General features: G+C 70.4%; 19 protein-coding genes and 4 tRNA genes. 12 read left to right on the plus strand and 11 right to left on the minus strand.

What is annotated here, in order from left to right:
• Positions 1–104 precede the first annotated feature (104 nt).
• Positions 105–1,259: a tRNA dihydrouridine synthase DusB gene (gene dusB / locus LTT61_RS21325; protein ID WP_269821908.1), complete on the minus strand. Its 1,155-nt coding sequence runs from the start codon at positions 1,257–1,259 to the stop codon at positions 105–107.
• Positions 1,260–1,398: 139 nt separating this feature from the next.
• Entirely contained in the window at positions 1,399–2,361 is a 963-nt protein-coding gene (locus LTT61_RS21330) for an acyl-ACP desaturase (protein WP_233015835.1), read from the minus strand.
• 552 nt (positions 2,362–2,913) lie between these two features.
• Between LTT61_RS21330 and LTT61_RS21335 the strand changes: the two genes are divergently transcribed.
• The 5 genes from LTT61_RS21335 to LTT61_RS21355 all read left to right on the plus strand — a co-directional run bounded on the left by LTT61_RS21335 (position 2,914) and on the right by LTT61_RS21355 (position 4,984).
• Positions 2,914–2,989: transfer RNA gene (locus tag LTT61_RS21335), tRNA-Lys, on the plus strand.
• A gap of 927 nt (positions 2,990–3,916) precedes the next feature.
• Entirely contained in the window at positions 3,917–4,582 is a 666-nt protein-coding gene (locus LTT61_RS21340) for a TetR/AcrR family transcriptional regulator (protein WP_233015836.1), read from the plus strand.
• 92 nt (positions 4,583–4,674) lie between these two features.
• Positions 4,675–4,747: transfer RNA gene (locus tag LTT61_RS21345), tRNA-Glu, on the plus strand.
• A gap of 29 nt (positions 4,748–4,776) precedes the next feature.
• A tRNA-Asp gene (locus LTT61_RS21350) sits at positions 4,777–4,850 on the plus strand.
• A gap of 60 nt (positions 4,851–4,910) precedes the next feature.
• Positions 4,911–4,984, plus strand: a tRNA-Phe gene (locus LTT61_RS21355).
• Positions 4,985–5,047: 63 nt separating this feature from the next.
• Here the strand turns inward: LTT61_RS21355 and LTT61_RS21360 are convergent.
• Positions 5,048–5,671, minus strand: coding sequence for a TetR/AcrR family transcriptional regulator (locus LTT61_RS21360; protein WP_233015837.1), 624 nt, complete (start codon positions 5,669–5,671; stop codon positions 5,048–5,050).
• Between the two features lie 124 nt (positions 5,672–5,795).
• Here LTT61_RS21360 and LTT61_RS21365 point away from each other — a divergent pair, with 124 nt between their 5' ends.
• Together LTT61_RS21365 and LTT61_RS21370 are read left to right on the plus strand one after the other, a co-directional pair.
• A complete protein-coding gene (locus tag LTT61_RS21365; RefSeq protein WP_233015838.1) occupies positions 5,796–5,978 on the plus strand; it encodes a hypothetical protein in 183 nt (60 codons plus the stop codon).
• A 105-nt stretch (positions 5,979–6,083) separates the two neighbouring features.
• Positions 6,084–6,818 (plus strand): polyprenol monophosphomannose synthase, encoded by a 735-nt coding sequence (locus tag LTT61_RS21370; protein ID WP_269821909.1) that lies wholly within the window; start codon positions 6,084–6,086, stop codon positions 6,816–6,818.
• Between the two features lie 38 nt (positions 6,819–6,856).
• On the opposite strand, the gene LTT61_RS21375 is transcribed toward LTT61_RS21370, so the two are convergent.
• The 3 genes from LTT61_RS21375 to LTT61_RS21385 all read right to left on the minus strand — a co-directional run bounded on the left by LTT61_RS21375 (position 6,857) and on the right by LTT61_RS21385 (position 11,441).
• Positions 6,857–7,300 carry a DUF6069 family protein gene (locus LTT61_RS21375; protein WP_233015840.1) on the minus strand — a complete coding sequence of 148 codons (444 nt, stop codon included), beginning with the start codon at positions 7,298–7,300 and terminating at the stop codon, positions 6,857–6,859.
• A 78-nt stretch (positions 7,301–7,378) separates the two neighbouring features.
• Positions 7,379–8,857 (minus strand): HAD-IB family hydrolase, encoded by a 1,479-nt coding sequence (locus LTT61_RS21380; RefSeq protein ID WP_233015841.1) that lies wholly within the window; start codon positions 8,855–8,857, stop codon positions 7,379–7,381.
• A gap of 91 nt (positions 8,858–8,948) precedes the next feature.
• On the minus strand, positions 8,949–11,441 hold the full coding sequence (locus LTT61_RS21385) for a glycerol-3-phosphate 1-O-acyltransferase (protein ID WP_233015842.1): 2,493 nt from the start codon (positions 11,439–11,441) through the stop codon (positions 8,949–8,951).
• A gap of 199 nt (positions 11,442–11,640) precedes the next feature.
• Here LTT61_RS21385 and LTT61_RS21390 point away from each other — a divergent pair, with 199 nt between their 5' ends.
• A complete protein-coding gene (locus LTT61_RS21390) occupies positions 11,641–12,948 on the plus strand; it encodes a salicylate synthase (RefSeq protein WP_233015843.1) in 1,308 nt (435 codons plus the stop codon).
• Between the two features lie 193 nt (positions 12,949–13,141).
• Here the strand turns inward: LTT61_RS21390 and LTT61_RS21395 are convergent, their stop codons facing one another.
• The gene (locus tag LTT61_RS21395) at positions 13,142–13,582 is read right to left on the minus strand and encodes a hypothetical protein (protein WP_233015844.1); all 441 of its coding nucleotides are present in this window, start codon (positions 13,580–13,582) and stop codon (positions 13,142–13,144) included.
• Entirely contained in the window at positions 13,579–13,782 is a 204-nt protein-coding gene (locus LTT61_RS21400) for a hypothetical protein (protein ID WP_233015845.1), read from the minus strand. The genes LTT61_RS21395 and LTT61_RS21400 overlap by 4 nt, the downstream gene beginning before the upstream one ends.
• A gap of 167 nt (positions 13,783–13,949) precedes the next feature.
• Here LTT61_RS21400 and LTT61_RS21405 point away from each other — a divergent pair, with 167 nt between their 5' ends.
• The 3 genes from LTT61_RS21405 to LTT61_RS21415 all read left to right on the plus strand — a co-directional run bounded on the left by LTT61_RS21405 (position 13,950) and on the right by LTT61_RS21415 (position 16,586).
• A complete protein-coding gene (locus LTT61_RS21405) occupies positions 13,950–15,311 on the plus strand; it encodes a hypothetical protein (RefSeq protein WP_233015846.1) in 1,362 nt (453 codons plus the stop codon).
• A gap of 16 nt (positions 15,312–15,327) precedes the next feature.
• Entirely contained in the window at positions 15,328–15,822 is a 495-nt protein-coding gene (locus tag LTT61_RS21410; protein WP_233015847.1) for a hypothetical protein, read from the plus strand.
• Between the two features lie 113 nt (positions 15,823–15,935).
• A complete protein-coding gene (locus LTT61_RS21415; RefSeq protein ID WP_233015848.1) occupies positions 15,936–16,586 on the plus strand; it encodes a 2'-5' RNA ligase family protein in 651 nt (216 codons plus the stop codon).
• A gap of 9 nt (positions 16,587–16,595) precedes the next feature.
• Here LTT61_RS21415 and LTT61_RS21420 read toward each other — a convergent pair whose 3' ends face one another.
• The gene (locus LTT61_RS21420) at positions 16,596–18,212 is read right to left on the minus strand and encodes a (2,3-dihydroxybenzoyl)adenylate synthase (protein ID WP_233015849.1); all 1,617 of its coding nucleotides are present in this window, start codon (positions 18,210–18,212) and stop codon (positions 16,596–16,598) included.
• Positions 18,213–18,299: 87 nt separating this feature from the next.
• On the opposite strand from LTT61_RS21420, the gene LTT61_RS21425 reads away from it, so the two are divergent.
• A complete protein-coding gene (locus tag LTT61_RS21425) occupies positions 18,300–19,187 on the plus strand; it encodes an oxidoreductase (RefSeq protein WP_233015850.1) in 888 nt (295 codons plus the stop codon).
• Here LTT61_RS21425 and LTT61_RS21430 read toward each other — a convergent pair.
• Positions 19,181–19,519, minus strand: coding sequence for a Rieske (2Fe-2S) protein (locus LTT61_RS21430; protein ID WP_233015851.1), 339 nt, complete (start codon positions 19,517–19,519; stop codon positions 19,181–19,183). The two genes, LTT61_RS21425 and LTT61_RS21430, sit on opposite strands and share 7 nt — an antisense overlap.
• Entirely contained in the window at positions 19,516–21,951 is a 2,436-nt protein-coding gene (gene nirB, locus LTT61_RS21435; RefSeq protein ID WP_233021132.1) for a nitrite reductase large subunit NirB, read from the minus strand. Before nirB ends, LTT61_RS21430 begins: the two co-directional genes overlap by 4 nt.
• Positions 21,952–21,980 lie beyond the last annotated feature (29 nt).

The raw sequence follows: 21,980 nt of genomic DNA on the forward strand, positions 1-21,980 counted from the left end.
TTTTCCCGATCCCTGCTGCCGCATCAGGCCGTGTCGACCGGCGTGACCGATGCCGCAATGATAACGATTACGCCACGGCAGGCCACTTCTGCCGCACGCAACCATCAACCGCCACTGTGCATGACGTCCGCGGCGTGCGGAACCGCCAGGTCGTCGGGGTCGTCCAGCCAGCCGTGCGGCAGCGCGACCTTGCCCGGCGAACCCTGCCGCCCGCGCGGCCCCTCCGCGTCCCGGGGGAAGGGCGCCTCCCGGTCCAGCTGCTCGACGAGCGCGGCGAGCTCGGACAGCCGGGAGACGGTCGCGAAGGCGCGCCGCAGCTCGGAGCCGACCGGGAACCCCATCAGGTACCAGGCCATGTGCTTGCGCAGATCGCGCATGGCCTTGTCCTCGCCGTCGTGGTCGGTGAGCAGCGCGCCGTGCCGGTACAGCACCTCGCCGACCCGGCCCAGGTTCGGCGGCTCCGGCATGGGCTCGCCGCGCAGCGCGGCGGCCAGCTCGGCGAAGAGCCACGGCCTGCCGAGGCAGCCGCGGCCGACCACGACGCCGTCGCAGCCGGTCTCCGCCATCATCCGCACCGCGTCGGCGGCGGCGAAGATGTCGCCGTTGCCGAGCACCGGGATGGTGGTCACGTGCTCCTTGAGCTTCGCGATGGCGGTCCAGTCCGCCTGCCCGGAGTAGCGCTGGGCCGCGGTCCGCGCGTGCAGCGCGACCGCCTGCGCGCCCTCGGCCTCGGCGATCCGCCCCGCGTCCAGGTAGGTCTGGTGCTCGTCGTCGATGCCGATCCGGAACTTCATGGTCACCGGGACGCCGTACGGCTCGGCGGCGCGCACCATGGCCTTGACGATCTCGGCGTAGAGCGAGCGCTTGTAGGGCAGCGCCGCGCCGCCGCCGAGCCTGGTCACCTTGGGCACCGGGCAGCCGAGGTTCATGTCGATGTGGTCGGCCCAGCCCTCGCCCGCCACGATCCGCACCGCCTCGGCCAGCGTCTTCGGGTCGACCCCGTAGAGCTGCATGGACCTGGGGTGCTCGTCGGCGTCGAAGGACATCATGTGCAGCGTCTTCTCGTTCCGCTCCACGATCGCCCGCGCGGTGATCATCTCGCAGACGTAGAGCGAGGTCGCGCTGCCGAACTCGCGGCAGAGCTTGCGGAACGCCAGGTTGGTGATGCCAGCCATCGGGGCGAGCACCACCGGGGGATCGACCGGGTAGGGGCCGATCCGCAGCGCGTTGCCCGTTGCTGCCGCGGTCGCGGCTTCCAGCGTCGTCACGGTTACCAGTGTGGCACCGCAGGGGAGCTGCCCGGCCGCGCCGGGGCGTCCGGGGCGGGGAATATCACGAAACGCGAACGCCGCCGCCCGGACGAATCCGGACGGCGGCGGTGACCCGAGCTCCGCGGCGTCAGCTGCCGGTGGTGGCCAGCTCGCGCTTCTTGGCCTCGCGGGCCAGCATTCGGTCGCGCTGTTCCTCGAACTTGATCACGTCGGCGCCGAGCCGCTCCAGGAACTTCCCGAGCCGCTCGCGGACCTCTTCACCGCGCGGGCTGAAATCGTCGCGCTCGAAGATCTGCCACTTCTTCAGCACCGGGTTGACCACGTCCTCGAGGTGCTGGCGCAGGTCGTAGATGCCGTGCTTGGCCATCAGCACGCCGTTGCGGCGGAAGTTGGGCATGCCCGCGCCCGGCATCTGGAAGTTCTCCAGGATCAGGGTGATCGCGTCCAGCGCCTGGTCGGGGGAGAGGTCGAGCGCCGCGCCGCAGAGGTTGCGGTAGAAGATCATGTGCAGGTTCTCGTCGGCGGCGACGCGCTGCAGCATGCGGTCGGCGATCGGGTCGTCGCACACCTTGCCGGTGTTGCGGTGGCTGACCCGGGTGGCCAGCTCCTGGAAGGTGACGTAGGCGACCGAGTGCAGGAAGCCGGCGTCGGCCTCGGTGGGGGAGGCGAAGCCGTTGGTCATGTGGATCATCCGCGCCTCTTCGAGGGCGACGGGATCGACACCGCGGGTGACCACCAGGTAGTCCCGCATCACGATGCCGTGCCGGTTCTCCTCGGCGGTCCAGCGCCCGACCCAGGTGCCCCACGCGCCGTCCTGCGAGAAGTTCTCCGCGATCTCCCGGTGATAGGAGGGGAGGTTGTCCTCGGTCAGCAGGTTGGTGATCATGGCCGCCTTGGCGACCTCGTTCAGCTGGGACTGCTCCGGTGCCCAGTCCACACCGCCCATGGCGGCGAAGTTCCGGCCCTCGTCCCACGGCACGTAATCGTGGGGGTGCCATTCCTTGGCCATGGAGATGTGCCGGTTGACGTTCTCTTCGGCAACCGGCTCCAACTCTGTCAGAAGCTCGAGTTGAGTCAGATCCCTTGCCATAGTGTCTTGTGCCCTTCTCAGTCGGTGCGTGCGGTCGTTCGGGTCGTTTTCCACGGTAGACCGAAGCCGATGCGGCCATACCTTACGGCACCGTAGGTGTGATGCGAAACGCATCTCCGGGTGCTGTCCGCTACCGTCAGCCCACTCCGGCCACGTCCGTATCGCCCCCTGAACCAGGGGGGCGACGACCCCGATTCTAGGGCTCCGCGGCGTTCCGTGGACTATCGTCCGGCGAGCCCCGTCGTTAGCTGGCCGTGGCCTGGGTTACAGCGCGGGAGCTGGGCTCTCACCGGATCCGGCCGGCCGCCCGCGGCCGCCGGGAGCGCGGTGGGGTGGCGGTATCCGCCTGGCATCGGCGGATTCCGGCGCTGCGGGGAACCCAAGCGGGCCGCCGGACGGGACCGCGAACCTGCTACCCGTCGGTAGCTTTTGCTGGCGCGGCGCTCGCCCGGCGGGGCCGGAGAGCTTCTGGCGAGATAAGGCAAATGTGTAGAGGTGGCCGTGAATCCTGCTCGTGCCCGCGCGTGGTGGTCGGGTACTGTGTCCGACCGAGCCCCTTTAGCTCAGTTGGTAGAGCTGGTGACTTTTAATCACTAGGTCGTAGGTTCGAGTCCTACAGGGGGCACCACGCCCCAGGTTTCCCGCTCGACGACAGTCACCACTCCGCTTCGGTCGCTTCGGCGTGCTTGCCTCGGAATGATGGGCATCACATCTGCCCCGTGGTGGGAATCGCTCCGATATTCGCGGTGCTTCCGTTCGGAAGCCGTTCCGCGCGCCCGAACCGACCGTGCGCGAGGGGATTCCGCAGGTGGCGCGAGCCGCTCGGGTAACGCGGCGGCGGATGGGGTCGATGTGCCCTGGAATCCGCAGCCCCGGCTTCACCTCTGCTCCGGTCCATGCCTATTATCGAAACATGTTGTCCAGCAAAGCCTTTGGATTTGCGGGGGAGACAGTCGGGTGCGCGGGGGTGCCCGGAACGGATCGGGTGCGCCGGTGCGCGGCCGGAAACCGGCCGCGCGGAGCTGTCGGGCCGGTGGCCCGGCGCCGGTTCCGTTCGGTCCGGAATAGCGGTGAGTTCGCCGCCTATAACCGATTGCGGACTGTTTGCCGGAATGCGAATTCTGGCGATCGCGACGGCAGACCCCTCGGTTTGCCACGTGCCGCATGCGGTTTCCGGGTACGGTGGCGGCCTGGTGAAATTCGGGAGAAACACCGCGCGCGAGCGGATCGTGATTGATTCGGGATGTGTACGGCTCTCCCGGGCCGCGCCGCGATCGGGGCCCCCGATCGCGGTACCGCTGGAGTCGAACGCCGCAGGAGGAGGCCGATTCGAGACGAAAAACGCCCGGATGCGCACCCCCTGCGGCGCACCCGGGCAGAGGAACTATACCAGCTGGTGTGTTTCGAGTTTCACACCGAGTTTTCGTACCTAAAGTTTGTAATTGGGCGAAAACCCAGGTTGAAGTGTAAACAAGAGTCGTCATTATGCGCTGCCGGTTTCTTCCCAAGGGGGGTTAGCCAGCGGCGGCGAGTAAGCTTCGGAGGCGTTTCGAGCATGGCACGGCAGCAAGAGCGGGCCCGCCGGACACGTGCGGCGATCATCAGGTCCGCCGCCGTTGAATTCGGGAAGAGCGGCTACGCCGCGGCGTCGCTCAATCGGATACTGGAAGGGTCGCGGGCGACCAAGGGGGCGATGTACTTCCATTTCGACTCCAAGGAGGATCTGGCGCGCGCCGTCCTCGACACGGCGATCGAGCGATATCGCGCATCCGCCGAACGTTGGCTCACCCGAACGGATCTCGGGCCGCTCGACGTTCTGCACGGGATGATCGACGAGATGGCGCTCCGGCTGCAGCACGACATCATCGTGCAGGCCGAGTACCGGCTCATCATCGAGCCCGATTTCTACCGCGACGTACAGACCGGCGGCAGCCGGATCATCGGCCGCGCCACCAAGACACTGGCGGTGCGCGCGATGGAGCAGGGGCAGCTGCGCGCGGACGCCGACCCGGACCGGTTCACCCGGACCCTGGCGGCCGCGCTGGCCGGCCAGCGGTACCTGATCGACGTCTTCGGCGGCGGCATCGATCTGCGCTCGCGGTTCCAGGAGGCGCTGGAGGTGGTGATCGAGGCCATGGCCACCCAGGAGTGGGCGGAGAAGTTCCGCAGCAACGGCTGGCAGGCATCCGCCCGACTCGAAGAACTCGGATTGGGTATCTGACCAGCCGGTTTGGGAATCCGGGGCGGTCTGTCATAAGCTATGCGAGCTCCCAGCGGAAACGTTGAAAGCCGATCCGGAGAGATCCGGAACGAGCCCCCTTCGTCTAGCGGCCTAGGACGCCGCCCTTTCAAGGCGGTAGCGCGGGTTCGAATCCCGTAGGGGGTACGGCCTTCGGGTCGTTGGTAGCAAAGCAAGGCCCTGTGGCGCAGTTGGTTAGCGCGCCGCCCTGTCACGGCGGAGGTCGCGGGTTCGAGTCCCGTCAGGGTCGCACACGAGTGCCGGAGAAATCCGGCACTTCGCGTATGGCAGCCGTTTCGCAGTTGCCTGCGGCCAGGTAGCTCAGTTGGTACGAGCGTCCGCCTGAAAAGCGGAAGGTCGCCGGTTCGATCCCGGCCCTGGCCACAGAGTCCCTCTGATCGTCGCCGATCAGGGGGATTTCGCGTTTCCGGGGCAGTGGCGGGCCGGCTAGCCGCGGACCGCGCGGACGGCGGCGTCGCTGACCGTCTCGATGATCTGATCCAGGGTGAGCGGGCCGTCCGGGCGGTACCAGCGCCACACGCTGATGACCATGCCGAGCACCAGCCTGCCGAGGGTGCGCGGATCGCCGTCGGCGAAGTCGCCCGCATCGATGCCGCGCTGGACCAGCTCGGTCCAGCGCGCTTCGACCTCCTGCACCAGGCCGCGCGAGCGCAGCCGCTCGGCCTCCTCCTTCTCCGACTGCCGCGGAGCGGCCAGCAGATCCAGGTGGTTCTGCAGGATGCGCCGCTGCAGCGCGTCGCTGGGGGTGGCGGTCAGCGCGCTCCCGACGGCGGCGCGCAGCGCGGTGGCCGGGTCGTCGATGCCGTCGGTGGCTGCGTCGAAGCGCTCGACCGAATCGGCGAGCTCCAGCCGCATGATGGTGAGCAGGCAGTGCGCCTTGGACTCGAAGTAGTGGTAGAGCGCGGTCTGGCCGATGCCGACCTCGTCCGCGATCGACGCCCACTTGGTGTGGTCGTAGCCGACCCGGCCGAACTGGTCGATCGCGACCGCGAGGATGGTGCTTCGCTTGGATCGCGGGCTCTCCCGGCGCGCTCCGGTATCGACGGTCATCAGCGAGTGCCCCCATACGCTAGGTGTGAACGCGTAACCCTAGCGGGCTTGAGGTGAACTCGGGTCAAAATCGCGTTCGGGTGAGTCCCGTGTACGGAGCCTGCTCCGGTGGAATGCTGGGGGCATGGCTGAACGCTGGTACTACTGCTTGAAGCACAACAGGGCCGAGCGCGGGCGGCAGTGCTGGTTCCGGGACCGGATGGGCCCCTACCCGGACCAGGCGACGGCCGAGCGCGCGCTGGAAATCGCAAGGGCGCGAAACGAACAGGCCGACCGCTCCGACCGGAACTGGAGCGAGGGCGGCTGAACCCACCCCGCCGCCCGGCTTCCCCGCGCGCGGATCGAGTACCGTTTCCCCGGAATCAGGCGAACGCTCGCGGGTCTTCATGCCCGCGGCGCGTGAACAGGTGAGCTGGGAGGGCGACCCTTGAGGGTTACCGTTGTTGTGCCGACCTACGACGAGCGGGATAATCTGCCGGTCGCGGTGGAGCGGCTGACGTCGCTGTCCATCCCCGACCTGCACATCCTCGTCGTGGACGACAACTCGCCGGACGGCACGGGTGAGGTGGCCGACAAGCTCGCCGCCGAGCTGCCCGCCGTCGTCGGCGTGCTGCACCGCACCGAGAAGGACGGCCTCGGCCGGGCCTACATCGCGGGCATCACCCGCGCCCTCGACGAGGGCGCCGACGTGGTGATCCAGATGGACGCCGACCTCTCGCATCCGGCCGAGGTGATCCCGGCGATGCTGGAGAAGCTGCGCGACACCGACGCGGGCGTCGTCCTCGGCTCCCGCTACGTGCCCGGCGGCTCCACCGCCGAGGAGTGGAAGTGGTACCGCAAGGCGCTCTCCGCCTGGGCCAACTTCTACGTCAACGCCATCCTGCGGCTCGGCGTCAAGGACGCCACCGCCGGTTTCAAGGCGTGGAAGGCCGATACGCTGCGCGCCATCGAGGTCGGCTCGATCCGCAGCAACGGCTACTCGTTCCAGGTCGAGATGAACTACCGCACCGTCAAGCGCGGCTACACCATCGCCGAGGTGCCGATCCGCTTCGAGGAGCGCACCATCGGCGACTCCAAGATGAGCTTCGCGGTGCAGCTGGAGTCGGCGCTCATGCCGTGGAAGCTGCTCTTCAACCGCAAGGTCTGACGCCCGCGCCGGGTGGGCGCGGGCGCCGGACCCCGTGGTCAGGCCGCCTCGCCCGGCTCGGCCAGCTTGCGCCGCAGCCCCTCCAGCCCGATCACGATGGCGGGAATCAGCGTGACGTGCATGAGCGCGAGCGCGATCGTCGACGACAGGTCGAAGTCGGCGGCGATGGTCAGCCCGATGGTGGCGATGGCCAGCACCGCCCCGACGATCTCGGCGACCCGCAGGATGCCGGGCCAGCGGTAGGCGAGCAGCACCGCGGCGGTCAGCCCGACCAGCATCGGCGCCGCCGTGATGAAGACGATGCCGCTCGCGGGCACCTCGCCCACCTCGCCGTTGTTGGTGGCCTCGAAGTTCACCCCCGCCGCCTTGGCGATGGCCCAGATGATCAGGTTGGCGACGACGGCGGCGACGGTCGGGCCGAGCACCGCGGCGGGGCGGCTCAGCGCGGGGACTCGGCTCGGTGTGGTGGAAGCGGTGGTCACGGTGGGGTCTCCCTCCCTCGGGCGCCGGAGCGGCTCCGGCTCTGCCCACTCATACTGAAACCTCAATAATCCTCGAGGTCAAGTCTTTTGTCCCGGCCAGTGCAGCAGGGTGTGCAGATACTGCCTGCGCACCTGCTCGACCTTCTCGTCCAGCGCGGCCGGATCCCAGCCGGAGACGTCGATCGGCGGCAGGATCGCCACGTCCACCACGCCGGGGCGCGCGACCGCGGCGTTCCGGCGGCAGACCTCGCCTGCATTGCGGATCACGATCGGGATGACCGGGACGCCTGCCTGGATGGCGATGTGGAAGGCGCCCTTCTTGAACGGGGCGAGCCGCGGCGTGTACGAGCGGGTGCCCTCCGGCGCGATGGCGATGGAGAGCCCCTCGCCCAGCGTCCGCACCACGGGGGCGAGCGAGGCTTTGGCGCTGTCGGTGCTGGTGCGGTCGATGAAGGTGACCCCGACGAAGCGCATGAGCGGGCCGAAGATCGGATTCTTCGTGAGCTCCTGCTTGCCGACGCCGGTCACCCCGCCGTTCAGCACCCGCGGCACGATGAAGACGTCGTACTGGCTCTGGTGGTTGAAGAGGAAGACCGCCGGGCGCGGGCCGCGCGCGTGCTCGGTGCCGGTGACCCGCAGCCGGACTCCGGTAGTGGTGAGCACGCCCCTGGTCGCGAAGGCGAGCAACCCGTCCGCCATCTTCCTGCGCTCGCCGGTGTAGCTGCGGGCGAGCACGCCGAGCAGCGCGCCGCCGAGCATGGCGGCGAAGCCGGCCGCGGTGCGCACGGCGTCCAGGGGGGTCGGCGGGCGCCGCGGCCGGAAGGCGGGCGCGGCCCAGCGCCGCTCGGCCGCGACCAGGGCGAGCCGGGAGTCCGGCGCCACCGCGACCGGGCGGCCCGCGAGCTCGAGCAGCGGGAGGTCGGCCAGGCTGTCGGCGTAGACCCAGCTGTTCCCGAGCTGGATGCCGCGCGCCTGCGCGAAGGCCAGCGCGGCGTCGGCCTTGCCGGTGCGCCAGAGCGGCTTGCCGTCGAGGTAGCCGGTGAGCGCGCCGCCATCGACCGCGAGTTCGGTGCAGAGCAGGTGTTCGATGCCGAGCTCGTCGGCGACCGGGCGCAGCTGGAAGCGGGTGAGCGAGCTGATCAGCACCACGGTGTGCCCGGCCTCGCGGTGCGCCTGCACCAGCAGCCACGCCTCCGGGAAGATCTGCTCGTAGAGCTCCGTGCGGAAGAGGGCGCGGCCGGCGGCGGTGAGATCGTCCTCGGTGCAGCCGGCGAGGGTGTGCTGGGCGGCCTGGAGGAACTGGCCGTACTCGCCGTCGGTGGTGCCGGTCCGAATGCTGTCCCGCAGGGTGTGCGCGGCGTCGTGCGGGCGGCGGCGTCCGGTGAGCCTGCGCAGCGGGCCTGGCCTGCGGAAGCCGTCCACCACGGTGCCGGCGAAGTCGAAGAAGGCGCCCACCTGCGGCCCCTGCGGGCCGGTGCGGATCGCCTCGAGCAGCGCGTCGACCGAGCGGGCGGGCTCGGCAGCCGCGACGGGATGGTCCCTTGCCGCCTCGCTCATAGCCCGGCCTCCTGGGCGGGCGGCCCGGCGACACCCATCGGCGTGGCTCCCAGCCGCCGGACAGCCGACCGGTGGTGGTGACGAGAAGCGCTCATCGGCGGTCCAGGGACGCCCGGTTGGACGGGTCGAGCGCCGCCGCCTGGCCGATCCGCGCCGCCAGGATGCGCAGCCGCGCGGCGAACTCCTCGCGCCGCACCGCCAGGTCGGCCCGCGCCTCCGGTCCGTCGGCCGGGTCGAGCAGCCCGCGATTGTCCGCGAGCTTCAGCGCGGTGCCGAAGAGCTCGGTCGAGACCGACTCCGGGCTGTGCAGCCGCTGCTGCAGCAGCATCTGCCTGCCCACCGCGACGCACTCCGCGACCAGGTCCTTGCGATCCACCGCGACACCGGGATCGCGCGCGGCCAGCCGCTCGGCCACCACCAGCTGGGCGTCGAAGAAGGAGCGCAGTACCCGGTGCGCCATCATGAAGCCGGACGAGGTGAGCCTGCCGAGCACGTCCCGGCCGCGGGTGCTGCGCGGTCTGCTGCGCCAGTCCGGATCGACCAGCAGCATCTCCGCGGTGAGCTGGTCGGCGAACTCCTTGCGCTCCGGGAAGAAGAAGTCGAACTTGAGCTGGTCGCGCAGCAGGAACGCCTCGTCCCAGCCCGCGTTCAGCGGGTCCGGCTCCGCGCTGGGCGGCGGGTCGGCGTCCGCGGTGACCGCGGCCAGGATGCCGAGCTCCAGGATGGCGCGGTTGACGAACCAGTGCACCGCGCTGTTGCGGTAGAACGCCGCCTCCAGGTGCGCGCCGCTCTGGATCGAGTACACCGGCTCCAGCCCGCCCCTGAACACCGTGACCACCCTGGCCAGGGAGAGCTGCTCCAGCACCACGGCCAGGCTGGCCTCCTCGCGCAGTGCGCCGAGCTCGCCGCGCGGCAGGTCGCGCTCGACGATGTAGTCCAGCACCGGCGCCAGCAGCGCGCGCACCTCGCCGAGGGTGAGCGCCCGCTCCTGCACGCCGAGCAGCGCCAGCGTGGCCAGCGCGTTCACCGTGACCGGGGTGACGGCGTTGATGCCGACCGCCACCTCGAAGGCGAGCCGCTGCACCGCGCGCTTTTCCCGCTCCTCGCGCTCGGCGCGCGCCGGGTCGTCGGCGGCCGCGGTGCCGTTCGTGGTGTGCAGCGGGATGGTGACCGGCGGGTTGTGCAGCGGGTCGCCGTGCGCGCCGAGCCGGTCCCGCGCCGAGAGCGGCTCGCCGAAGCGCACGTAGACGTGCCCGGCCGAGTGCTGCTGGTTGCGGATGTAGCGGGCCAGCCAGCCCAGCCCCTCCGCCTTCTTCTTACCGCCGACCTGCTCGGTGGCGATGGCGCCGAGCTCGTTCAGCCGCTCGTAGGTGATCGAGACCGGGACGAGCAGGACGTCCTCCACCCGGTCCGCGCGGACCGCGGCGGCCAGGTAGTTGAGCAGCCCGTACCGCGGCGGCCGGAGCTTGCCGGTGCGGGTGCGGCCGCCCTCGAAGTACCACTCCATGTTGAAGCGCTTGCTGAGCAGGTAGGCGAAGTACTCCTCGACCACCGCCTTGTAGACCTCGTCGTCGCCGAAGCTGCGCCGGATGAAGACGGTGCCGGTGCGGCGCGCGATCGCACCCATCGGCCAGAAGCTCAGGTTGGCCCCGCCGATCACGTGGTTGGGCGGGAAGTCGTTGCGGGCGAGCACGTCGCCGAGCACGAAGGCGTCCACGTAGGAGCGGTGCGAGGGCAGGAAGACCAGCGGGTAGCGCCGGTTCAGGTCGCGCAGCCCGGCCAGCCCGGAATCGTCGGAGTCGACGTTCCAGGTCGAGGCGTGCACCGGCCGCATGGCCTGGGTGAACAGGTCGGAGACCAGCCTGCTCTGCGCCGCGACCAGCTCGTGCAGCCCCTTCTCCGCCCGCCGGTACACCTCGCGCGGGTCGGCGTCCTCGGCGTCGGCGATCGCCTCCAGCCTGCGCAGGAAGTCGGGGGAGTCCAGGATCTCCTCGGCCACCAGCTGCGGCACCTTGTACCGGTCGCCGATCACCGAGCGTTCGGCGCGCTCCAGCGCCACCACCGCCGCGCGCACCACCGCGCGGGCGAACGGCTCGGACTGGCCGGTGCGGTGCAGCGCGGCGGCCTCGGGATTGTTCAGTCGCAGCTCGCTCAGGTAGGCGGGCTGCCCGGTGAGCACCCGGTGCCGCTCCGGCGAGCTTCCCAGCAGTTTGCGCTGGACCAGCCGGTTCGGCTTGCGCGGGTTGGTGAGCAGCGCGAGGTCGGTGAAGGTCACCCGGCGCACGCCGTCGCGCTCCGGCGGCAGCCAGATCACCCGCACCGGCACCACGAGCGGGTCGTCCCTGCGCCCGGCCAGCCGGGTGGCGATCGCGCCCGCGTCCAGGTCGATCTGGGTGACCGGCGCCGCGCTGCCCGCCTCCGCGGCCAGCCCGCCCGCCGCGATCCACTCGCCGATCAGCTCGCGCTCCACCGCCGACGCCGAATCCACCAGCGCCACCACCGAGACCGGCGCCGGAGCACCGCGCCCCGGCCGGGTGGCCGACGCGGTGGTGGCACCGCCGGTGCTGCCGCTGTCCTCGATCATGCCGGTCCCTCCGCGTTGAACGACACTCCTATTCAAGCCCTCGGCGGCGATCCGCGCAGGGAAGTCGGGCAGCGAGTCGAATCCGATTCGGTCCATGGGGCGCGGCTGCTCGGTGTGCGTTGCGGCACAAGCACACGTAAAGCCAGGTAATGCTAACCTTACCTCCCGTAGTTAGGTCAGCTTTACCTTTGGAGGATCGTTGTCGACAACGGACGAGCGCGTGCGCGCGGAGCTGGTAACCGATCCGGCGGCAGCGATGTCACGCCTCGCGGGGGCGGACCGCTTCGGCGAGTACGTGATCTACGAGCGCCAGGGTGAATGGGTGTTCGCCGCCGACCCCATCGGCGGGATCGAGCTCGACGTCGACGAACTGCGGGTCTCCTGGCAGGGCGAGGCGACGGCCGAGGCATGGTCCGGCCGCCCGGCCGCTGTCCTGGATCAGGCGCTCGCCCGGCTGCCGCTCGGCGGCCGAAATGCCTACGGCTGGATCGGTTTCGAGTTCTGCGCCTGGGCGCTGGACGCCGTCGCGCACGTCCCCGAGCGGACCACGCTCGCGCACCTCATGGTCCCGCGCATCGAAGTGCGGATCGACAGCTCCGGGCACGCCGTCACCGGCGCCACCCCCGACGAGGCCGAGGCGATCCTCGCGCTCATCGCCGAGGACGACGAGGCGCCCGCCGCCACCCCCGCCGAGATCCGGCTCGACCCCACCGGGTACCGCGACCGAGTCGCCGAGGCGGTCGGCGAGATCAACGCCGGGCGCTACCAGAAGGTGATCCTCTCCCGAAAGGTCGACCTGCCCTTCGTGGTCGACGTACCCGCCACCTACCGCCTCGGCCGCGCCAACAACACCCCCGCGCGCTCCTTCCTGCTCCGCCTCGGCGGACTGGAGGCGGCGGGCTTCAGTCCGGAACTGGTAGTCGCCGTCGACGACGAGCGCGTCGTCACCACCGAACCGCTCGCGGGCACCCGCGCCTTCGGCCGCGGCGCCGACATCGACGCCGCCACCAAGGCCGAGCTGCTCGCCGACCCCAAGGAGATCGTCGAGCACGCCATCTCCGTGCAGACCTCGTTCGCCGAGGTCGCCGCCCTGGCCGAGCCCGGCACCACCGCCGTCTCCGACTTCATGGCGGTGCGCGAGCGCGGCAGCGTTCAGCACCTCGCCTCCACCGTGCGCGGCACGCTCGCCGACGATCGCAGCGCCTGGGACGCGCTCGAGGTGCTTTTCCCCTCGGTCACCGCCTCCGGCATCCCCAAGCGTGAGGGCGTCGACTCGGTCTTCCGGCTCGACCACGATCCGCGCGGGCTGTATTCCGGTGCGGTGGTGACTGTTTCCGGCACCGGGGCGCTGGAGGCGACGCTCGTTCTGCGTGCCGTCTATCAGACGACCGAGGGGGCTTGGTTGCGCGCTGGGGCGGGGATCGTCGGGCAGTCGCGGCCCGAGCGGGAGTTCGAGGAGACCTGCGAGAAGTTGAGCAGTGTCGCGCCGTATGTCGTGAAGGGGTAGGTCTTTTCGCGTTTCTTCGATGCCCGGTGGCCCTCGGTCGCCGGGCATCGGCTTTTGGGCGGAGGCAGAGCGTCCGGTTCCTCGGAAACAGCGAGACCCCCTTATCCACGGGTGTGGGGGGGGTCTGCACCGAGAATGCTAGTACCTTGTCGATCTTTCCGGCCGTCGTCATCCGGTACAGGGTTGCTGGAGGTCACCGGCGTTTCAGCGGCCATGGCACTGGAGGCTGTCCGTCGATCACCTCGGCGACCAGCTCTGTCCAATAGGTGGCGAGGTAGCCGACATCGAACCACGCGGCGTGCAATTGCTCCGCGCTGGGCGGCGGCTCGATCTGCAGCAGCCGCTCGGCGGTGACGTGCGCCGCGGCCATGTCATCGATGACGACCGCGCAGGCCGCGGCGGCGGTGGGTCGGGCGCCGGTATGGCCGATGATCCACTCGGCGATCCAGCCGCGTAGGGCTGCGCGGCCGGCCTCGAACGCCGCGTCGCAGCCGGGGTGGACCGCTCGCACCCGGTGCGCCGATGCCAGCATCCGGGCCTGCTTCAGCAGCGCGCTGTCGGGTGGGCGGACCGAGGTGCGGAACACCGTGGTGAGTTCGCGCCAGTGCGGGAGGCCGGGGCGTCCGGTGGTCACGCCAGCGGAGTGGACAGGCGGGCGAGGGCGGTCGAGTAGGGCAGGCAGCGGTTCGGGTCGTGCCCGGTGTGCCGGGTGAGCACGTTGGCGGCGTCCCAGCGTTCCAGCTCGCCCGGGTGCTCATCACATCGGTATCTGCGCGATCTGTCGTCCTGATCGCGGCGCCGCGGCTCTGTGTCGCGGTCCGGCCGGCTCCCCATGGTTTCTCCCCTGTGTCGAGCACCCGGCGCCGGGCCGGGTGCGCCTTCGACACTCGTGGCGGATGCACCTCGGAGGAAGCGAAAGCGGGTCTACCCTGGTTGAATTCGCGGTCTACTCCGGTCCACTCCCGGTGTCCGGATGCGGCGTCGGGGGCAAGGGTGGGGGTATGCAGGCCACTTCGTTGCGGATGGCATTGGGGCTGACGCAGCGACGGTTCGCCGAGAAGTCGGGAATCGGGCTGTCCACGGTGAAGAAGTGGGCCGCTCTGGGCGACGCCATCACGCTCAACGACCGGACGGTCGGTGAGGTCATCGGCATGCTGGAACGCGCGACGGCCGAGCAGCGGGCGCGGTTCGCGGAGGCGGCGGCGGTCCCGGTGCTGCCAGGCCGCGCAGCCGATACCGTGGGCTGCGAGTGGTCGCCGGGCACGTGGACGGCCGCGGCCACGTCGGTGGCCGATGACCTCACCCGGGAGGATCTGATGTTCGATCGCCGCCAGCTCAGCCGGGCACTGTTCGGCGTCGTGGTCGGAGTTCAGCTGTTCGAGCCGCTCGAGCGGTGGCTGTCGCACGGCGCCGCGCCGGTGGTCCCCGGCCGAGCTCGTTCGGGTGTCGGCCTGCAGGAGGTCGAGGAGTTGGAGAACGCAGCGCGGGTGTTCCGCACGTGGGATGACCGGCACGGTGGAGGCTTACGACGCAAGGCCGTGGTCGGGCAGCTGTCCGAGGTGAACGAACTCGTCTCCGAAGCCCACCCGCCCGAGATCCGGTTACGGCTGGCCGGGGTCATGGCGCAGCTCGCGGAGACAGCGGCGATGGTGTCGTGGGATTCCGGGGAGCAGCACCTCGCGCAGCACTATTACGCGCTCGCCGTGCGTGCGGCACGGGAGGCCGAGGACCCGGCGTTCGCCGCGGTAGTGCTGTCCGGGATGGCGCGGCAATTGCTCTCGCTGAACCAGCCGGGGGACGCGCTCGAACTGATCCGGCTGGCCCAGGATCATGCGGCCGGGCGCCTCACCCCGGCCACGGAAGCGATGCTCTACACCCGGGTGGCGTGGGCCTATGCGAAGTCGGGGCGTCCGACGGCGTTCCGCCGGGCTTGCGACAAGGCGCACGCGGTGCTCGACGGGGCCGACCGGTCCGGCGATCCGCACTGGATTCGCTACTTCGACGCCGCGGAGCTGGCGGGCACGATCGGCGGCCGGCTGCTGGAGACGGCTCGACGCGAGCCGCGCTTCGCCGACGAGGCCGCCGTGCAGATCGGCCGGGCGATCGAGTTGCGCAGGCCGGGCCGTCGCCGCTCTTCCGCGCTGGATCAGCTGAACATGGTCGAGGCCCGTCTCATCGGCGGCGAGCTCGAGGAGGCGTGCCGCGTCGGACACTCGGCGCTGGTAGTGGCGGAGCAGACCGCGTCGGATCGGGTCGCGAAGAAGCTCACCCGGGTGTACAACCGCACGGGAGATTTCGTCCGGGTGCGCGCGGTGGCCGAGTTGCGGGAGCGCATGCGGCCCTTGGTCGCGGCGACAGCATGAGAGGAGTGGACAGAGCATGGTGCGGATCGGCGTGACCGGCCACATGAACATCACCGACGACACCGCAACCGCGGTCTACACCGCCGTGCGCGCGCTGCTCGCCGAGTACGAGCCGGGCGAGCTGGTCGGCGTCAGCTGCATCGCCCGCGGCGCCGACAGCGTGTTCGCCCGCGCGGTACTCGACTCCGGGGCACAGCTCGAAGTTGTTCTGCCCTCGCGGAACTACCGCACCGCGAAGGTGAAGCCGGATCACGCCGCCGAGTTCGACGACCTCGCTGAGCGCGCGACCGAAGTCCGGGTAATGGACTTCGACGATGCCGGCCGCGCAGCCTACGAAGCTGCGAACGAGGCTGTTCTCGGTACCGTGGACCGGCTGGTCGCGGTGTGGGACGGCGATACCGGGCAGGCGGGCGGCACCGGTTCGGTTGTCGCCCTCGCCCACCAGCGCGGGGTGCCCGTCGATGTGGTGTGGCCTGCCGGCGCCGGCCGCGTGTCCGCGCTCAACCCTTGATGCGAGCGTTCGCTGTCGAGCAGGAGAAGAAAGCGTGGCCGCGTGCGGTCCGGGAGCGGAGTTTCGCCGATGCCCGCAAGCCGGTGCACTGTGGGTGAGATGGGATGAGCGGGATGGCGATCGAGGACACCGCGCACGGTGACCATGCGACCACTCGCGACCACTGGTGGTGGCGGCCCGGGTGGTCTGTCGGCAAGTCGTTCTACACCTGGCACATCACCTTCGCCGCAGCCTCGCCGGTCCGGCAATCGAGTGATGTCTTCGAGCAGACGCTTTCGGCGCTGCCGACCATGCAGCCCGTGAGCGCTGATGGACTGCACATCACCGTGCAGGGCATCGGTTTCACCGACACCGTGGCGGCCTCAGATGCCGATCGGATCATCGATGCCGCGCGGCGCAGCCTCGCCGAGCTGCCGCGCTTCACCATCACCGTCGGGCCGCCGATCATCGACAGTGAAACCATTCAACTCCCGATCGCCGATCCCGGACCACTGAGCGCGGTCCGGAATCGGCTGCAGGACGCCATCGCCGAGGTCCGGGGACCGGCGAAGGTCCCGGAACAGGGCTCGGCCTTCCGACCCCACCTCACGGTCAGCTACTCGACCGGGGTCGCACCCATCGAGGAGCTGCGCAAGAAGCTCGAAGCCGACCGGCTCGCCGGTTACACGGTCACCGACGTGGTCGCCGAGGTGTCGCTCATCGAATTGAACCGCGACAACGGACGGTACGAGTGGCGCGAGGTTTCGTCGGTGGCGCTGCGATAGGGCGACGGTTCACCCCTGCTCGCGCAGCACCTTCTTGTCGATCTTCCCCACCGCCGTCACCGGCAACGCCTCCGCCTGCCGAAGCACGTCAGGCAGCTTGTAGGTCGCGAGCCCACGCCCGGTGAGAAACGCCTTGATCTCGCTCAGCGACGGCATCGTGCCGGTTACCACGAGGACCACACCCACTTTCTCCCCGAGCACCGCATCGGCCAGTCCGACGGCGGCGGCGTGCCGGACGCCCGGGTACGCGAGCAGGTGCTCCTCGAGCTCGTCGCAGGAGACGTTCTCCCCACCGCGATTGATCACGTCCTTGATCCGCCCGGAGACGATCAGATGCCCGCTCGGCAACCTGCGAACCAGGTCGCCGCTGCGGTAGAACCCGTCGGGGGTGAAGGCGCGGGCATTGTGTTCGGGGGCGCGGTAGTAGCCGTTGATGGTGTACGGGCCGCGGGTGAGCAGCTCGCCCTCGGCGCCCGGCTCGACGTCGACGCCGTTCTCGTGGACGACGCGCAGTTCGTCGGCGGGGGACATGGGCCGCCCCTGAGTGGTGCAGATCAGCTCGGAAGAATCGTCGAGCCGGGTGTAGTTGATCAGCCCCTCGGCCATGCCGAAGACCTGCTGCAGGGTGCAGCCGAGCGCGGGGGTGACCTCGCGGGCGTTCACGTCGGCGAGCCGGGCGCCGCCGACCTGGAGCAGCCGCAGCGAGCTCAGATCGGCCTCCTCCCACTCCACGGCGGCGGTCCAGAGCTGGGCCAGCGGTGGCACCAGGGCGGTCACCGTGACCCGGTGCCGCTCGATGACGGCGAAGGCGCTCTCCGGGCTGGGATCGGTGATGAAGGTGAACGCCGCGCCGACCGTGACGGCGCCGAGGATGCCGGGGCAGGCGAGCGGGAAGTTGTGCGCGGCGGGCAGCGTCGCCAGGTAGACGTCGGCTGCGGTGAGCTGGGCGATCTCGGCGCTGGCGGCGGCGTTGTAGGCGTAGTCGTCGTGTGTGCGGGCGATCAGCTTGGGCAGGCCGGTGGTGCCGCCGGAGACCAGCATGAGCGCGATATCCGAGGGGTCGACGGCGGGCAGCTCACCGGACGGCTCGCGCGGCACGGCGGCCAGCGCCGTGAACTCGCCGGGGGAGCCGAGGACCAGTACGTGCCGCAGGGTCGGCACGGCGGGCCGCACCTCGGCGGCGAGCGCGCGATAGTCGAAATCGCCGAGTTCGTCGGCGATCACGTACGCCACCGCCTCGGCGAGGTTCGCCAGGTGCTCGATCTCGGCGCGGCGGTGCGCGGGCAGCGTGAGCACCGGGATGATGCCCGCGCGCAGCAGCCCGAAGAGCACGGTCGCGAACTCGGGGACGTTCGGCAGCTGCACCACCACCCGGTCACCGGGGGCGATGCCGAGCGCGAGCAGGCCGTGCGCCATCCGGTCCGCCGCCGCGTCCAGCTCGGCGTAGCTCCACGGGCCGGCGTCGGTCAGCACCGCGGGGGCGGCGGGCGCGCGGCGCGCGGCGTCGGTGAGCAGGTCGCCGATGGCGCGCCCGGCCCAGTACCCCGCTGACCGGTACTCGGCGGCGGCCGCCGCCGGGAAGGGGACGTAACCGTCACGATGGGCGGACGTGGATGTCGAAGTCACGATTCCTCACAGCTGACGAGCGGGTATAGGTTAGGCAACCCTATCTCAGGCTGGAGGGGCGGCCGGGCCGAACCGTAGACTCGCCGCATGGGCCGTTGGGATACCACGCAGATCGTCGACCAGACCGGACGGACCTTCGTGGTCACCGGTGCCAACAGCGGGCTCGGGGCGGTCGCCGCCCGGGCTCTGACGAAGGCGGGGGCCACCGTCATCCTGGCCTGCCGCGACGTGGCGAAGGGGGAGAAGGTCGCCGCCGACCTCGGCGAGCGGGCGAGCGTGCGCGGCCTCGACCTGGCCGATCTCGCCTCGGTGCGGAGCTTCGCCGCGGAGCTGGCGGACACGAAGATCGACGTGCTGATCAACAACGCCGGGGTGATGGCGGTGCCGCTGCGCCGCACCGCCGACGGCTTCGAGATGCAGATCGGCACCAACCACCTCGGCCACTTCGCGCTCACCGGGCTGCTGCTGGAGCGGATCACCGGCCGGGTGGTCACGGTCTCCAGCGGCGCGCACCGCGCGGGCAAGATCGACCTCGCCGACCTGAACTGGGAGCGCCGCGACTACCAGCGCTGGAGCGCCTACGGCCAGTCCAAGCTGGCGAACCTGCTCTTCACCAGGGAGTTGCAGCGCAGGCTCACCGCGGCGGGCTCGCCGGTGCTCGCCGCCGCCGCGCACCCCGGCTACGCCGCCACCGAGCTGCAGTCGCACACCGAGACATTCCTGGACACCGTGATGGCGGTGGGCAACCGGGTGTTCGCGCAGAGCGCCGCGATGGGCGCGCTGCCCGAGCTCTACGCCGCCACCGCCGCCGACGTGGAGCCGGGCGGCTACTACGGCCCCAAGGGATTCGGCGGCACCCGCGGCTACCCGGCTCCCTCCGGTTCGACCGCCGCGGCCAAGGACGACGAGGTCGCCCGGCAGCTCTGGGAGCTCTCGGAGCAGCTCACCGGGGTTCCCGTCCTCTCGGCCTACTGACCCGCGCCGGACTCGGCGGGACTGCCGATCCTGACGCGCAGCGTGCCGTCGGGGTCGGCGAGCGCCTGGTACACCGGCACCGCCAGGTCGCTGCCGGTGCGCTCGGCGCCGGTGCAGAGGTCGTAGGTGTAGCCGTGCAGCGGGCACACGACGACCGCGTCGTCGACGAGCCCGTCCGCGAGCGGCCCGCCGCGGTGCGCGCACACCGCGCCGAGCGCCCGCAGGCTCCCGTCGCGCAGCCGGAACACCGCGACCTGCGCGCCGTCGACGGCGAACGCGCGGCCTTCACCGATCGGGATATCGTCGACCCTGCCCACGGTGAACTCGGTCATCGGATCGGCACCTGCGGCAGCGCGACCAGCGGTAGCGAGGTGCGGAACTGCCCCGGTGTGGCCGGGCTCCGGCCGTCCTGCCACGGATCCCGGTAGGCGTCGACGGATTTCTGCATGTTCGCGTCGAGCTGCTCGACGATGCCGTCGGCGTCGTCGAGTACCACGGCGCGAATCCGCTCGATCCCGACCCGGGGAACCCACGCGTAGGTGCGCTCCAGCCAGCCCGCGTTCTCGCGGTAGTACTGCAGGAACCGGCCGGTCACGGTCATCACCTCGGCCGCGGAGTCGACGGTGGCGAGCAGATCGCCCTTGCGCACGTGGGCACCGGCCGCGCCGCCGACATAGATCTCCCACCGGCCGTCGCCGATCGCGACAACGCCGAGATCCTTGCAGAGCGCCTCCGCGCAGTTGCGCGGGCACCCGGTGACGGCCAGTTTCATCTTCGCCGGCGCGGCCAGCCCCTGGTAGCGCTCCTCGATCGCGATGCCGAGCGCGGTGGAGTCGCCGAGGCCGTAGCGGCAAAAGTCGGTGCCCACACAGGTTTTCACCGTGCGGAAGCTCTTGCCGTAGGCGTAGCCCGATGGCATGTCGAGGTCGGCCCAGACGGCGGGGAGATCCTCCTTCCGCACGCCGAGCAGGTCGATACGTTGCCCGCCGGTGAGCTTGATCAGGGGGATCGCGTACTTGTCGGCGACGTCGGCGATCCGCCGGAGCTGCCCGGAATCGGTCACGCCGCCCTTCATCTGGGGGACGACCGAGAAGGTGCCGTCGCGCTGGATATTGGCGTGCACGCGGTCGTTGATGAAGCGGGCGTCGCGCTCGTCGACGAATTCGGCGCCCCACATCATGTTCAACAGCGAGGCCAGCGCCATCTTCGAGCCCGCGTCCTCCCTGCCGTCGGGCGCGAGTGCGGCGAACACCGAGGACACCGAGTGCAGCCGCAGTTCCCGGATCCTGCGCATCAGTTCGGGTTTGTCGTAGGGGACCCCTGGCACGTACCAGGAGGTCGCCGGGTCCTCCTCGACCGCGCCGTCGGCGGCCCATTCGACGATCTGGGCCACCTGCTGCTTGCAGGAGCCGCAGCCCTTGCCCGCCCTGGTCGCGTTCATGACTCCGGCGACGGTCTTCACCCCCTCCGACACGCAGCGGACCAGGGTGCCCTTGGTCACCCCGTTGCAGTTGCAGACCTGCGCGTCGTCCGCGAGTTCGGCGGCGCCGACCTCGACATCGGGGGTGCCGAGGTCGAACATCAGCGCCACCCGCTCCTCCGGCAGCGGCAGCCCCCGATCGAAGGCTTGCATGAGGAACGACACCTTGCTGACATCGCCGACCAGGGTGGCGCCGACCAGCTTGCCGTCCCGGATGATCACCGTCTTGTAGACCCCGTGCCTGGGCTCGGAGTACTGCACGAATTCGTCGTCCTCGTGTTGCGGCGCCTTGAGCCCCATCGCCGCGACGTCGACGCCGGCGACCTTGAGCTTCGTCGCGATTCGCGATCCGTGGTAAGCGGTCTGCTCGCCCTTCCCGGTGAGGTGGGTGGCGAGCACCGCCGCCTGTTCCCACAGCGGCGCGACCAGCCCATACACCTGGCCGCGGTGCTGCGCGCACTCGCCGACGACATAGACGTCGTCGGCGTCCACGCTGCGCATGTGGTCGTCGACGACGATCGCGCGCTCGATGGTCAGCCCGGCCCTGCGGGCGAGATCGACGTTGGGGCGGATGCCAGCGGAGATCACGAGCATGTCGCAGTCGAGCGCGCCGCCGTCCGCGAACTCGACGCCGCGCAGCCGCCCGTCATCGCCGATGCGGACGCGGACCGTCGACTTCTCGACGTGTACCCCGATGCCGATCCGCTCCAGGGAGCGCCGCAGGATCTTTCCCCCGGCGCCGTCCAGCTGCGCGTCCATGAGCGTCGGCCGGGCGTGCACCACGTCGACGGCGAGCCCGCGGCTCTGCAGGCCGCGGGCGGCCTCGAGGCCGAGCAGCCCGCCGCCGACCACGACCGCCTTCGTCCGCTCGCCCGCGGCGGCGATCATCGCCGCGCAGTCCTCGATGGTGCGGAACCCGAAGACGCCGTCGGCCAGCGTGGTATCGCTCGCCCAGAGCCCCTCCATCGGCGGGAAGAACGACCGGCTCCCGGTGGCGAGGACGAGTTTGTCGTACCGGACGCGGGTGCCGTCATCCGCCCAGACCAGCCGGGCGAAGGTATCGATCCGGACCACCCGGACCCCGGCGCGCAGGTCGATTCCGTTGGTGGCGTACCAGTCGAGCGGGTTCAGGTAGATCTCGTCGGTGCTGTCGCTCCCGGCCAGCACGTTCGACAGCAGGATCCGGTTGTAGTTGCCGTAGGGTTCGGCGCCGAAAACGGTGATGTCGAAGAGGTTCGCACCGTCGCGCGCCAGGATCTCTTCGACCGCGCGGGCGCCCGCCATGCCGTTGCCGACCACCACGAGCCTGGCCT

Origin of the sequence: Nocardia asteroides (assembly GCF_021183625.1) — a bacterium.
Lineage (GTDB): Bacteria > Actinomycetota > Actinomycetes > Mycobacteriales > Mycobacteriaceae > Nocardia > Nocardia asteroides_A.